The sequence below is a fragment of the Arthrobacter sp. Soil_C_60 genome (genome assembly GCF_057656375.1).
On the sequence record NZ_JBDGKM010000003.1, the window covers coordinates 547,043 to 560,865 of the forward strand.

The 13,823-nt window shown below is 68.1% G+C and carries 11 protein-coding genes; 2 read left to right on the forward strand and 9 right to left on the reverse strand.

Annotated elements, in window-relative coordinates:
- The gene (locus AC3A4M_RS09370; RefSeq protein ID WP_498735488.1) at positions 1–624 is read right to left on the reverse strand and encodes a DedA family protein; all 624 of its coding nucleotides are present in this window, start codon (positions 622–624) and stop codon (positions 1–3) included.
- Between the two features lie 46 nt (positions 625–670).
- On the opposite strand from AC3A4M_RS09370, the gene AC3A4M_RS09375 reads away from it, so the two are divergent.
- The gene (locus AC3A4M_RS09375; RefSeq protein WP_498735490.1) at positions 671–1,192 is read left to right on the forward strand and encodes an O-acetyl-ADP-ribose deacetylase; all 522 of its coding nucleotides are present in this window, start codon (positions 671–673) and stop codon (positions 1,190–1,192) included.
- Between the two features lie 51 nt (positions 1,193–1,243).
- Here the strand turns inward: AC3A4M_RS09375 and AC3A4M_RS09380 are convergent, their stop codons facing one another.
- The 4 genes from AC3A4M_RS09380 to AC3A4M_RS09395 all read right to left on the reverse strand — a co-directional run bounded on the left by AC3A4M_RS09380 (position 1,244) and on the right by AC3A4M_RS09395 (position 4,837).
- Positions 1,244–2,074, reverse strand: coding sequence for an FRG domain-containing protein (locus tag AC3A4M_RS09380; RefSeq protein WP_498735492.1), 831 nt, complete (start codon positions 2,072–2,074; stop codon positions 1,244–1,246).
- Positions 2,075–2,111: 37 nt separating this feature from the next.
- Positions 2,112–2,855 (reverse strand): MBL fold metallo-hydrolase, encoded by a 744-nt coding sequence (locus AC3A4M_RS09385; protein WP_498735493.1) that lies wholly within the window; start codon positions 2,853–2,855, stop codon positions 2,112–2,114.
- Between the two features lie 11 nt (positions 2,856–2,866).
- Positions 2,867–3,748 (reverse strand): manganese catalase, encoded by an 882-nt coding sequence (locus AC3A4M_RS09390; protein WP_498735495.1) that lies wholly within the window; start codon positions 3,746–3,748, stop codon positions 2,867–2,869.
- 159 nt (positions 3,749–3,907) lie between these two features.
- Positions 3,908–4,837 (reverse strand): RluA family pseudouridine synthase, encoded by a 930-nt coding sequence (locus tag AC3A4M_RS09395; protein ID WP_498735583.1) that lies wholly within the window; start codon positions 4,835–4,837, stop codon positions 3,908–3,910.
- 197 nt (positions 4,838–5,034) lie between these two features.
- Between AC3A4M_RS09395 and AC3A4M_RS09400 the strand changes: the two genes are divergently transcribed.
- Entirely contained in the window at positions 5,035–5,334 is a 300-nt protein-coding gene (locus tag AC3A4M_RS09400) for a DUF4193 domain-containing protein (protein ID WP_498735496.1), read from the forward strand.
- A gap of 48 nt (positions 5,335–5,382) precedes the next feature.
- Here AC3A4M_RS09400 and AC3A4M_RS09405 read toward each other — a convergent pair whose 3' ends face one another.
- From AC3A4M_RS09405 to AC3A4M_RS09420, 4 genes are read right to left on the reverse strand one after another with little or no spacing between them, the layout of a single operon-like run.
- Positions 5,383–7,335 carry a DUF6541 family protein gene (locus AC3A4M_RS09405; RefSeq protein ID WP_498735498.1) on the reverse strand — a complete coding sequence of 651 codons (1,953 nt, stop codon included), beginning with the start codon at positions 7,333–7,335 and terminating at the stop codon, positions 5,383–5,385.
- Positions 7,336–7,363: 28 nt separating this feature from the next.
- Positions 7,364–8,170 carry an Fpg/Nei family DNA glycosylase gene (locus tag AC3A4M_RS09410; protein ID WP_498735500.1) on the reverse strand — a complete coding sequence of 269 codons (807 nt, stop codon included), beginning with the start codon at positions 8,168–8,170 and terminating at the stop codon, positions 7,364–7,366.
- Positions 8,163–13,028 (reverse strand): ATP-dependent helicase, encoded by a 4,866-nt coding sequence (locus AC3A4M_RS09415; RefSeq protein ID WP_498735584.1) that lies wholly within the window; start codon positions 13,026–13,028, stop codon positions 8,163–8,165. Before AC3A4M_RS09415 ends, AC3A4M_RS09410 begins: the two co-directional genes overlap by 8 nt.
- A gap of 46 nt (positions 13,029–13,074) precedes the next feature.
- Positions 13,075–13,767 carry a DUF4232 domain-containing protein gene (locus AC3A4M_RS09420; protein WP_498735502.1) on the reverse strand — a complete coding sequence of 231 codons (693 nt, stop codon included), beginning with the start codon at positions 13,765–13,767 and terminating at the stop codon, positions 13,075–13,077.
- Positions 13,768–13,823 lie beyond the last annotated feature (56 nt).

The following is a 13,823-nucleotide window of genomic DNA, read 5'->3' on the forward strand; positions in this document are numbered from 1 at the left end:
CTACTCCTCGATGTCGACGGCACCCCCGAGCACCGGCGCCGGCTGGCTGCGGCGGCGCAGGCTGATGACGGCAGCTATGGCCGTGCCCACCAGTATGCCAATCACCGTACCCAAAACAAGATTCACCCAGAACGGCAGATCCGTGGCGAGGCCGGTGGCAAGCCCCAATCCGGTCATCCACAACGCCCAGACTGTGGAGCCCGTGGCGGACAAGACCAGGAACGTATTCAGCGGGACATCCGCCAGGCCGGCAGCCGCGACGGACGCGGTCCGGCCGCCGGGGATAAAGCGCGCGGCGACAATGGCGGCATAGGTGGAGGACCGGCCGGCCTTCTCCAGCGCCTGGGTCACGGCACGGTCCACCCTGCGGCCCCACCGGTACCGGTTGAGCAGGGTGTTGATGCCGCCTCGGAAGAGCAGGAACAGCAGCACGTCCCCGGCCATGCTGCCGGCGAACGCGGTCAGGACAACCAGCGGCAGGATCAGCTCCCCGTGGGCCAGCAGCGTGCCGCCGCCGATGACCATGATTTCCGACGGCGCGGCGGGCATGGGGGCATCCAGAACGACCATCAGCAAGGTCATCGGATAATACAGCCATTGCCACGGCCCTTCGGGGATTTCCACCTCCCCAATCTACCCGCAATGCTGCACCGGTGGCAGAGTACAAAGTATGGAGATAAGGATTCTCGAAGGTGACATCACCCGCCGCGAGGTGGACGCCGTGGTCAACGCGGCGAACTCGAGCCTGCTGGGCGGAGGAGGGGTGGACGGCGCGATCCACCGCGCCGCCGGTCCGGAGCTGCTGGCCGCGTGCCGGGAACTGCGGTCTTCGCAGCTGCCCGACGGTCTGCCGGTAGGATCCGCCGTCGCCACCGAGGCCTTCCGGCTGCCCGCCCGCTGGGTGATCCACACCGTCGGCCCCAACCTGCACGCTGGCCAGAATGATCCGGCCCTGCTGGCCTCCTGCTTCCGCGAAAGCCTCCGTGTGGCCGATGAGCTGGGCGCCCGGTCCGTGGCCTTCCCGGCGATCAGCGCCGGGGTCTACGGCTGGGACGGCGGGAGCGTCGCCCTGGCCGGGCTGGGTGAGGCCAGGAAATACGACGGCGGCGTCCAGCTCATCGAGTTCGTGCTGTTTTCTGCCGGGTTGGCCCAGACCTTCCGCGCCGTCCACCGGAGCCTGCTGGGCCAATAGCGCTCGCTTGGACCAGCGGCGCTCGCCGTCGGCCATGAGCAGGCCGCTTCCTCAGGCGTCCCGCGGGTTCCGCACCGGGTCACGTGGACTGTAGTAGCGCCGCAGCCAGCGGGACAGGCCGTCGAGACCGGGAAACAGCACGCGCTCGGTCACATTGGCCTGGTCCAGATGGTCCCTGATCCGCCATTTGAGCTGCGCGGGAACAATCACCTTCCGGTACAGCTCCGGGTGGCGCTGCAGCCATTCGTCCAGGCCGGCCGTGGCGTCGGACATGGTGGAAAAGATCGCGGCCTGGTTCACAATGCGCTCGTCCAGCGAGGGCGGCTCGAAAAACAACGGGATGCTGTGTCCGTCGTCGTCATGGAACCGGTCGAACTCGGCGAGGGTGTAGGCCGAGCGGGAGAGCATCTCGGTGGTGAAGAGCCCGCCGCCGGCCGGTTCGATCTCGCTGCGCAGTTCCGGTGGCAGCAATTCATGGGCCGCAGCATAATCCACGCACCACACCGCGCCGGCTTCCTCGTAGCGGGAGGTGTCCCTCGTGGCAAAGTGCAGCGCAACGTAGGGCGAGTGGCTCCAGTCCAGCAGCCGCGTCGGCAGGCCGTAATGCTGGGCTACGCTCAACCAGTTCCAGTCCGAGTCCCCGGGGGTGGTATCCCGGTGGGCATATTTGCGGAAGTTGCGCATCAGATGCGGTTCCACTTGGGCACTTGAGTCCCCGCGCAGCCGCACGAGTCCGGTAGACAGGTCACGCTCAGCGGAGGTGTGGCCGCGGTAGGCCACTGCGATACGAATGTGCGGACGGACGGGCTGCCACTGGTCCTGCGTCAGGGCGGCGATCAGGCCGTACAGATCATCCGGGTCAACCTCCACTACGGATTCCATCGCGGCCCTCCTGCCCTTGCTGTCCTGGCCGCCGGTGCTAGGTGGCGCCGCGGCGCACGGCCTCGTCCACTGCGGAGGCAACTCCGCCGCGGTACGGTTCGCCATGGCCGGGCAACGCCGTGCCGGCACCGGTTTCGGCCAGCAGTTCGAGCGATTTCAGCGCCTGCCTGGTATCTGCCGTGGCCGCCGCGGAGACAATGTGCGGGCCGCGCTTGCCGGTGTACGGATCGAGGGTGACCAAGGCGTCTCCGGTGAAGATGGTGTCCCGTTCCGGAAAATGGAGCGCGCAGTGGCCCTCGGTATGACCGGGCGTATGGATAACCGCCGGTGCGCCGGGCAACTGCAGGCCGGCCTCGGCGCCCAGTACGCGAAGATCCTTGACTCCCCGGACGTTGAGCGCTCCGGCCAGGGTCATCCGGGCCAGGATGGGAACGCAGGCGGGGTACTTAACGGGGTAGGTCAGCCGGTTCTTTTCATGCTTGTACCGGTACGGGTGCTCGGCGATGTAGCTGTCGCCCGGGTGCGCGTAGACCGGCACATCGAGATCGTGCTGGATCCTGGCGGCGAACCCGAGGTGGTCGAAGTGCGCGTGCGTCAGGACCAGCGCGGAAATGTCACGTGGCGAACGGCCGAGCTCGCGGAGGGCAGCGACCGTCATCTTCCACATGGCCGGCAGGCCGGAATCAACCAGCATGATCTGGTCACCGTCCTCGACGAGGTACAGGTTCACATTGGCGTGCTCAATGAGATGGATCTTCTCGGCTACATTGCGGTGGAACATGCCTTAGTCCTCTACTCCTTGTGCAGCTTGTCCTGAACGGAGCCGGCGGTTTTTTCCACGATGTTCGGCAGTTCCGTGGTGCCGTAGAAGCGTGAATCGGGATGCGTCGGCTCCGGCATCGGGCCGGTAGTGGTCGGGCCATCGTGGTACGTGAATTCCCCGCGCCCGTCCGGTGTGGGTCCATTGGCCCAGGAACCTTCGGAAGCGGCGGCGCCGTCCGAGAAGTTCTGGTACTGGTAGGCAACGTCGCGGTTCTCTTTGGAAAGCGGGAAGTTGCTGGGTACCGGCAGTGTTTCGGCGCCTTCTTCCTGGAGTTCGCGTGCGGCGGCAATCCACTGGTTTTGGTGCATGGTGTCGCGGGCCAACAGGAAGGAGAGCAGATCCCGCACGCCATGGTCATCGGTCATGTGGTAGAGCCGCGCCACCTGGAGCCTGCCCTGCATTTCCGCATTGGCGTTGGCGGTGAAATCAGCCAACAGATTGCCGCTGGCCGTGACATAGGAACCCATCCACGGGTTGCCGTTGCTGTCCACCGGCCTCGCGCCGGCCCCGGCAACGATTGCCTGCTGAACGTCGGTGCCGCCGACAACTGCCGCTACGGTAGGATCCGACTGCACGGCGTCGTTGGTAATCCCCAGCGGGGACTTTTCCAGCAGTTGGGCGATCATTTTGGCGAGCATTTCCACGTGGCCGAATTCCTCGGCGCCGATCCCGTAGAGCAGATCCTTGTACTTGCCCGGGATATGGATGTTCCAGGCTTGGAAGCTGTATTGCATCGCCACGGTGATTTCACCGTATTGTCCGCCCAATACCTCCTGCAACTTGCGGGCATAAACGGCATCGGGCTTGTCCGGCGTTGATTTGTATTGCAGCTCTTGCTTATGGAAAAACATGGATGGCTTCCTCCGCATAGCGAGTGCCCGGACGTGCGACAGCCAACTCGTCTTTCTGGGTCTGTGCGGACCGGGCTGGATGATCCGACTCTAACTATGAACCACCGGCGGCATAAGAGGTTTGGCCGAAATGGTCAGTCGGCTTATGATCTGTCCCGCTCAGCGTCCCGCAGGCTCCGGAGCAGCAGCGGCTGCCCATTCGGACAGCTCCAGCCGGCTGCGGTATTCGACCGGTGCGCCGGAGAGGGGATCAGTGAAGCGGACGCCGCGCGCCAGCAGCTGCAGCGGCCGGCTGTAATCGTCCGGGGCCTTGTCCAGCAGGACCGGGTAGAACGGATCGTGCAGGATGCCCACTCCCAGCGAGGCCATATGCACGCGCAGCTGGTGCGTCTTGCCGGTATGCGGTTCCAGCCGGTACTTGCCGAGCACGCCGCGGGTTTCTTCCAGCTCGATCCGGGTCTCGGCGTTGAACGCGCCCTCCACTACCTCGGCCAGCAAGTAGGTGCGGGACTTGACCATCCGGTTGCGCACGACGAGCGGGAACTGAAGCCGCTGGTCCACCGCCGCGATCGCCTCGTACTCCTTTTCCACGCGGCGCTTTTCGAACAGCACCTGGTAGTTGCCGCGGGTGGCGGGGTTGGTGGAGAAGAGCAGCACGCCGGCGGTGAGGCGGTCCAGCCGGTGCATGGGAATCAGGTCCGGGATGTCGAGCTGGACGCGCAGCCGGACCAGGGCCGATTCGCTGATGTAGGTTCCGCCCGGCGTCGTCGGGAGGAAATGGGGCTTGTCCACCACCAGGATGTTCTCGTCCTGGTGCAGAATGTCCAGCTCCACCGGCAGCCGGTCCTCGGCCGGCAGCGTCCGGTAGTACCAAATGAAGGTGTGGTCCTCCAGCGCAGTGTCCCGGTGCAACCGCACACCGCCCTCGCCGACAATCTCGCCGCGGTCGAAACGGTCCTTGATGCCCTCCGGATCCACATGGCCCCAGCGGTGCAGCATGTAGTCCAGTGCCGTCTGCCAAGGTCCGTTGTCAGGCAGGCGCAGCCGGGTGGCGTTGACGCCGTCGCGCACAGGGAGGGGGGATTTCATCACCCTTCAAGGGTACCGGCGCCCGGCGCAGCAGTTGTCCGGCCGCCGCTGCCCACGCCCGCTCCCAGCGCCGCTGCCATTCCTGTGGAAAGGGATGACAGCGACCCCGGCAACTGCCCTATAGTGGGGAACCAACGTTCTTGCGGGAGCGTGCTGAAGCGTACGAGGACTGTCAACAGTTGAAGTGGAGGCCCGCGATGGCTACAGACTACGATGCACCGCGAAAATCGACCGAGGACGAGCCCGAAGAGTCCATCGAGGAACTCAAATCCCACAAGAGCGACAGCCGGTCCTCGGAGATCGAGGTGGATGAAGCCGACGCGGCAGAGGGGTTCGAGCTGCCCGGTGCCGACCTTTCCGGCGAGGAGCTCCAGGTCAGGATCATCCCGCCCGGCGAGGACGAATTCACCTGTTCATCCTGCTTCCTGATCCGCCACCACTCTATGCTGGCCCGGGAACAGGACGGCCTGTTCTACTGCAAGGACTGCGAAAGCTGACCCGCGGCCGGCATCCACCGCACCCGGCAGCCATCGCGCCCCGTCCGCTCAGCTGCAGCCGGTGATCCGGTAGAGCGCCGCGTCGCCTTCGCTGTCCACGAGCTCGAAACCGTTCTCTGTATCCAGGTCCCGCAGCCCCGGCTGGATGCTGGTCTCGCCCGGGTGGACCGAACTCGTGCCGAAGTCCAGGACAAATCCCACGCCGGCAGCGCGCACGGCTTCGCAGACCGCCGGGTCCGAGTCCATCTCGTCCAGCTTCTGAAGAATGAGCTTCCCGTTGACGGCGGGGGAGGTAGTGCCGGAAGGCAGCAGCGTCTGGATTCCCGTGTACGAGTAGGACAAGGACGCGCCGGTCATTGGATTACCAACGACGACGGCGTCCGCCGGAACGTGCTCGGGCAGCCGTTTGATGAGCGCGAGTTCGTCCTCGGTCAGCAGGTACGAATCGTCCGTGAACCGGTACTTGAACGCCGCTTCCTGGATGCTGCGCTGGGCGGCGAACAGCGGAGCGACCGCCAGCGCCACGATGGTCAGCACCGCCGTGGCGGCCGGCCGGAACCACACCGGCTGCTTCTTGTCCTTGTGCGCCAGCCACGCCCGGAAGAAGGACCGCGCCGTCCCGGCCAACGCCACCCCGCCCAGGGAGGCGATCAGGATGCCGGCCACCGGGAGCATGGCGCTGATCCGGAAAAAGTCGTTGTACCAGATGCCGGCCACCAGCCAGCGGATCAGCGGGGCTTCCTTCCAGTTCCCCACCACGAAAATCACGGCGGCGACCAGATAGATCCCCAGGACCCACCGGTGCTTGCGCACATTAAGTACGACGGCGGCCCCCACGATGGTGAGTATCGTCGCCAGGATTCCGATGGGCCGGTAGAGCGGGGCATGCACCACCACCTCCCAGAGCGCCAGGAGCGCGTTGCCCATGTTGTCCCAGTTTTCCGAGCTGCTGCGCGCCGGCCGGAGTACTGCCCACAGGAAACCGAGCACCACCAGATAGGCCACCGTGCTGAGCCCGGCTTTTGTCTTGTCGCGTGAAGTACCCGAGCGGGAGACGCCGTACGCCGCAGCCAGTACCATCGGCGTCGCAAGCGCCAGCAGTCCCATCACGGTGGCCGGGTGCGCCAGCGCCATGCCCGGTATCAGCCCGACCAGCAACAGAATGTTGCCCTCGGTGGAGATGGTGCCGGGCAGGCCGATCCGCAGCAACTGGATCACCAGGCCCAGGGCGGCGGGCAGGATGGCGATGGAGAGCATGAACGGATAGACAACGCCGAATTCCAGCAGCAGGTACGGAAAGCTGCTGAAGGCGGTGGAGAGTACCGCGGCCACCAGCAGCGGCATCATGCGTTCGCCGGTGATGCGGCTGACCAAAAAGAGGCAGCCGGTGCTCCAGATGCCGGTGATCAGGACAATGTTGGTGACGTTGATGGCCGCAGCCACGGGGAGGCCGGCGGTGGTCATGACCAGGGAAACAACGGCGTGCCAGCCGGCCGGGTAGAAGACTCCCTGGTCGGTGGTGCCCAGATAGCCCAGCGTCAGCGAGGAGGCATTGGAGGTATCCGCGATGTAGCGCAGGGCATTGAGATGGAAAACGTTGTCGTGCGACTGGGCGATATTGTCCGGCGAGCCGATGATCCAGAACATGTAGCCGGCCAGCGGCACGGCGGAGACGGCCCAGGTAATCGCGACCGTCCGCCACAGCGCCGGGGCCGATGCCGCAGTATGTTCGCGGTGAAGCCGGTTGCGCATCAGCCGTCGCAGCCACCAGAGCGCTACCGCAACGACCACGGTGACCAGCAGCAGGGTTGGCCAGGCCCAGGGTAATCCGGTCAGCCCGCCCAATTCCGCGGCGACCACCATGGCGGTGACGCTGAACGGCCCGGCCACGGCGACCAGCGCCAGGCGGCGCAGTCCCAGGACGCCGCCCCAGAGCAGGCCGGGTCCGAAGACCAGCACCACGGCCGTCACGAAGGCCGGGATGGTCTCGACCCAGCTCATAGTCCCCCTTCTCGCGTTCCGTTGCTAATCATATGGTCTCGGGCTGGCAGCGCGGGCAGAAATACAGGTCCCGCTCCGTTAGCTCCGTCTCGCCCAGCTTGGTATGGGCCACCGGGGTGCGGCAGCGCAGACAGGGCTGTCCGGCGCGGCCGTAGACCCAGACCGGACTCGCGTTCCGGCCCGCCGGCCCGCCGACGGTGTTGCGCCGATTCCGGTCCTTGTTCGCTTCGAGCAGGGTCTTGGCCAGCCGCACGATCCTAGGCAGGTCCGGTACCTGCCCTACCTTCGCCAGCGGGTGCACTCCCGCCAGGAAGCACAGTTCGCAACGGTAGACGTTGCCCACGCCGGCCATGTTCCGCTGGTCCAGCAGCGCCAGGCCGATGCCGCGCTCCGGGTCCGAGCGCAGCCGCCGCAGCGCCTCCTCCGCGTCCCAGTCCGGGCCCAGCAGATCCGGCCCCAGATGGCCCACCGACTGGGCTTCCTCCGCCGTCGGTATTACTTCGAGGATGCCCAGCAGGAACCCGACGGCGGTGGCCGGCTTGGTCTCCAGCACCACGCGGGCTTGGAATGCCGGCTTGTTCCACCGCTGGCCCGGGGCGTAGATCCGCCAGCTGCCGTCCATCAGCAGGTGGGAATGGATGCTCAGGTCCCCGGCGGGGCCGGAGGTGCGCATCAACAGGTGCTTGCCGCGCGAGACAATGTTGTCCACGGTGTTGCCCGCGAGGTCCAGGGTGGCCAGCTTGGGCACACGGAAGTCCGAGCGCAGCAGCACTTGCCCGGCCAGCGCCGCGCGCAGGCTGCGCGCAGTGCGCCAGACGTTGTCCCCCTCAGGCACGGAACCTCAGTCCCCGCGGCGTGGTGTAGAAGCCGGCGCCGGTCAGCGCCCGGGCAACATCCGTGTCCAGCACGGGTGCGCCGTTGACCTTCTCCACCGCCATCTTGTCCGCGGCGCCGCGGCGGATGATGCCCACCAAGGCCTCGGCACATAGCGTCAGTGCGTCCGGATCCTCGGTGAAGGTCAGCAGCGTCTTGCCGCCGCGCTCCACGTACAGCGACAGCTCTCCGTCCACCAGCACTACCAGCGCACCGGCTTTGCGGCCCGGCCGGTGTCCGCCGTCCTGGGCCGGCCACGGCAGCGCAGCCCCGTAGGGATTGGCCGGATCCGTGGCGGCGAGGGCGAGCGCGGCCGGGGCCTGCTCGGCCAGCTGCGCGTCGCGGTTGAATGAACGCAGCCGGTCCACGGTGGCGGGTACGGCGAACTGCGCGGCGCCGAGATGTTCGATGAAGTAGCCGCGCCGGCAGCGCCCGGTTTCCTCCAGCCGCGCCAGCACCTTGTAGAGCAGCCCGAAGCCGCCCGGAATCCCTTCGTTGGCCACCGAGCCGCGGGTCACCACGCCGTAGCGGTCCAGCATCAGTTCGGCAGTGGCATGGGCGTGGATGGTCGGATCCGCTTCCGGCGCCGGCAGCAGCGACCAGCGACCGGCCGCGAGCGGGAGGGCCGCGCGGCCAGAGTGTCCCGCGCTGGCGCCCGGCCTCAGCCCGGCTCCCGACCCGAGGCCGGTCCCGGTGCCCAGCCCGTGCATCCGCCCGATCCGGCCCAGCCGTGCCGAGCGGGCGCGCGGCGCGGACGGCCGCTGCTTATGCGCCGTGGTCCCGCCCGCGAGCAGGGCACGCACCGGTGTGAACGTGTCATTGGTGATCCGCCCGGCCCAGACGAGTTCCCACAGGGCGGTCACCACGTCGGTATCCGTTGCCTGGGTGCCGCCGGCCGCCAGCGCATCCGCGAGCTGGCGGAAGAAGAAGGCGGCCCCGCCGAACTGCCCGCCGGAGGCAAGCAGGTTCAGCAGTTCGTACTGCAGCACGCTGGGCTCGAAATCGGGCTGCGGGTTGAGCGTCAGCGGGGCGTTCTCGGCCAGCTGCAGCGTGATCCAGCCGTCGTTTCCGGCCAGCGATCCGGCCCCGGCCCACAGCACCTCGCCGGTAGCGGTCAGCTCGTCCAGCATCGACGGCGCGTAGTTGGCAACCCGGGTGCCCAGGATCAGGGGCTCCCAGGCCGAGGCTGGCACCGGCACGCCGGAGAGCTGGTCGATCACGGTGGCCACGCCGTCGAGCCCCCGCAGGCCGGAGCCCACGTTCTGCCAGACCGGCAGGAACCGCGCGTACGTGGCCGGATCCACCGGCTCCACCTCTTGGCGGAGGGCGGCCAGCGAGCGGCGGCGGATCTTGCGCAGCACCTCGACATCGCACCACTCCACCACGCCGGTCACCGGCGGGACGGTGCTTTCCGGCGGCCGGAACTCGCCCTCGGCCACGCGCCCGTCCTTGAGCAGGCGGCGCAGCGCGGTGTCCACCACGGCCACGCCGAGCCCCAGCCGCGCCGCGCATTCCGGCGCGGTGAACGGACCGTGCGTACGGGCATAGCGGCCCACCAGGTCCCCGAGCGGATCCGCCACCGGCTCGATGAAGGCCAGCGGCACGCCCATCGGCAGTGGGACACCGAGTGCGTCGCGCAGCCGCGCGGCGTCTTCGACGGCGGCCCAGCGCCCGACGCCGGCGATGCCCACCTTGAGTGCACGGTTGGCTTTGGCCAGTTCCGCCAGCAGCGGCTCGACGTAGGCTGCGGCGGCAGCGTCCACCGCAGCCTCGCTATCCGGCGTCGTGGTCTCGGCTTCCGCCGGCCCCGCGCCCTCGGGGAGTTCGACGCGCAAGGCGATTTCCGCCGTCGTGAGCGGTCCGAGCAGCCGCAGCAGGTCCGCGATGCCCTCGATGCCGCGGACCTTCCGATCCTCGCTGAGGCGCTGGAGTTCGCGCTCCGTGCGGGCGATAATGTCCGCGTCCAGCAGTTCGCGCAGTTCCGCCCGGCCCAGCAGGTCATTGAGCAGCGACGGATCCAGCGACAGGGCCGCCGCGCGCCGCTCGGCCAGCGGGGAGTCGCCTTCGTAGAGGAAGGACGCCACATAGCCATAGAGCAGCGAGCGGGCGAACGGGGACGGCTGCGGCGTGGTGGTCTCGACCATACGCAGTTCCCGGCGCTCGATGGACGAGGCGATGTCTTTCAACGCGGGCAGGTCATAGACATCCTGCAGGCATTCGCGCACGGTTTCGAGCACGATGGGGAACGTGGGGTACTTCCGGGCGACATCCAGCAGCTGGGCCGAGCGCTGGCGCTGCTGCCACAGCGGGGTGCGTTTGGCCGGGTTCTGCCGGGGGAGCAGCAGCGCGCGGGCCGCGCACTCACGGAACCGGGACGCGAACAGGGCGGAACCGCCCACCTCGGCGGTGACGATCTGGTCCAGCTCCTCCGGGTCGAACAGGAACAGCTCCGCGCCCGGCGGCTCGTCTTCCATCATCGGCACGCGCAGGACAATGCCGTCATCCGCGGCCATCGCCGAACCGTCCAGGCCGTAGCGCTGGTGCAGCCGGGCGCCGACGGCGAGGGCCCAAGGTGCGTGCACGGGCATACCGAACGGGCTGTGCAGCACCACCCGCCAGTCGCCGAGCTCGTCGTGGAAGCGCTCCACCACCAGTGCCCGGTCGCTGGGCACCACGTCCGTGGCCTGCCGCTGCTCGGCCAGATAAGCCACCAGGTTGGCGGCGGCCCACTCGTCCAGGCCGTTTCCGCGCAGCCGCTCCAGCGCCGGCTCGGGTGCAGTCGCGGCCAGCTCGCGCACAAAGGCGCCCAGCGCGCGGCCCAGCTCCACCGGCCGGCCGAGCGAATCGCCCTTCCAGAACGGGAGCTTGCCGGGCTGGCCGAAGGCGGGGGAGACCAGCACCCGGTCATGGGTGATGTCCTCGATCCGCCAGCTCGTGGCGCCCAGGGCGAACACGTCCCCCACACGCGATTCGTAGACCATCTCCTCGTCCAGCTCGCCGACCCGCCTGCCGCCCTTGCCCGCGCCGTCTTCGGAGCCCACCAGGTAGACGCCGAAGAGCCCGCGGTCCGGAATGGTGCCGCCGGAAGTAACTGCCAGCCGCTGCGCACCCGGCCGCCCGGTGATGGTTCCGGCCACGCGGTCCCAGATAATCCGCGGGCGCAGTTCGGCGAACTCGTCCGAGGGGTAGCGGCCACCGAGCAGGTCCAGGGTGGCCTCGAAGGCGGAGCGCGGCAGAGTGCCGAAGGGTGCGGAACGGCGTACGACGTCGAACCATTCCTCCACCTCCACGGGACCTAACGCTGTGGCCGCCACCGTTTGCTGGGCGAGGATGTCCAGCGGATTGGCCGGAATGTAGAGCGGCTCGATCCGCCCGGCCAGCATGCGCTCAACGGTGACCGTAGTGTTGACCAGGTCCTGTCGGTGCTTGGGGAACAGTACCCCCTGCGAGGTCTCGCCGACCTGGTGCCCGGCCCGGCCCACGCGCTGCAGCCCGCTGGCTACCGATTGCGGGGACTCCACCTGGACCACCAGGTCCACGGCACCCATGTCGATACCCAGTTCCAGGCTGGAGGTGGCGACCACGCAACGCAGCCGGCCGGACTTCAGGTCATCTTCGATCAGGGCCCGCTGGTCCTTGCTGACCGACCCGTGGTGGGCACGCGCCAGCAGCGGCTCCGCTCCGGACATCGAACCGGCCTGCGCCATGATCTGCGCGGGCATGCGCGGCGGGGAACCGGCAATGGCTGGACCGGCGTCCGGAACAGGTTCGGCGCCGGCTGACGTCCCGTTGGCCCCGGCGGCATTGTCCGGTGGCTGCTCCGTCGCCCACACCTCGGCGGCGGTCTGGCGTTCGGCCCAGATCTCGTTGAACCGGGCCGTGAGCCGTTCGGCCAGCCGCCGGGAGTTGGCGAAAACAATGGTGGACCGGTTCGCGGCGATCAGATCCACGATCTTCTCTTCGACATGCGGCCAGATGGATGCCGGCTGCGCGCCCGGCCCGAGTTCCTCCGCCGACGGTGCCGCCAGCGCCGTCATGTCCTCCACCGGGACGGAGACGGTCAGGTCCCATTTCTTCTGCGACGGCGGCGCCACGATTTCCACCGGCGCGCTGCCGCCGAGGAAGCGGGCGACCGTGTCCAGCGGTTCAACCGTGGCCGAAAGCCCGATCCGCTGGGCACGTTTCGGCAGCAGCGCATCCAGTCGCTCCAGCGACAGGGCCAGATGGGCGCCGCGCTTGGTCCCGGCGACGGCGTGGACCTCGTCCACAATGACGGTGTCCACCGCCGCCAAAGTCTCGCGCGCCCTGGAAGTCAGCATCAGGAACAGGGATTCCGGCGTCGTAATCAGGATGTCAGGCGGGTGGGTAAGTAGCCGGCGCCGGTCCGACGCCGGGGTGTCCCCGGACCGGACACCTACCGTGATCTCCGGTGCTGGCAGCCCGAGCCGTTTGGCGGTCTGGGTGATGCCGATCAGCGGCGCGCGCAGGTTCCGTTCCACGTCCACGCCCAGAGCCTTCAGCGGCGAGATGTAGAGGACCTTCGTGCCGCGGGAGGGTTTTTTGCCGCGCTTGGCTGCCGGGAGTTCTTCGATGGGCAGCTCCGGGGCATGTTCGGCCGCGGTGATGAAGCTGTCCAGCGCCCAGAGGAAGGCCGCCAGCGTCTTGCCGGAGCCGGTAGGGGCGACCACCAGCGCATGGGAGCCGGCCGAGATGGCGTTCCAGGCGCCCTCCTGCGCGTCCGTGGGCGCGCTAAAAGCCCCGGCGAACCACGCGCTTGTGGCCGGGGAGAACCTGGACAGAACCGGCGAGCTGTTTTCGATAGTTCGAGACTATCGCCCGGCACTGACAGGATGCACCCGCCGGCGGTTATGCAGCTACAAAAGTGCCGACCGTCATGAGCACCACGGCCTCGTTGGCGCAGCCGATGGTCTCCTGCGGTGCGGTCAGCCAGGCGGTGTCGTTCGGCGGGTAGACGCGGACCCCAGCCACGTCCGCCTGGTTGCATTCGGGACCGTAGTTACCCGCATTGGTCTGCTGCAGCTGGGCCACGGCGGATTCGCCCGGCGCCAGCGTTACGGTCACGGCCTCCGCTGCCGGATCCCGGTCCGCCGGCGCGCCGATCTGGTTGCCGGCGGCGTCCACGTAGGACACCCCGGGGTAGCCGCGGACGGTGCAGTCCTCGGAGTCGATGTTGGTGACCATCAGGCTGCGATAGACGCTTCCGGCCGCGCCGGCCCCGGGCTCGGTCTTGATGGCGGCCTCCAACTGGTCCGCCTTGCACTCGCCCGTTTCGGCAGTGCCCTCGGCCGGCGCGTCCGTCTCTTCGGCGGCCGGGGCGGAGGTTTCTGCTTCTTCCGCAGGCGTGCTTTCGGTGGCGGCGGAGCCGGACCCCGACGCCGAACCGGAGGCCTGCTCCGAGGCCTCGGGGGCGGCGGACGAGGCGGCAGGAGCGCTGCCGGCGGGCTCCTGGGATTCCGGCTGGCCGCACCCGGCCAGCAGTACAGCACAACCCATCAGAACTGCCGCTGCTGCCCCGGGCAGCTTGTTACGTTTCACCATGACACCAGCGTACGGCCAGCCGGCCCGGAGTCAACGAAACCCGGCCGCCAAGGACC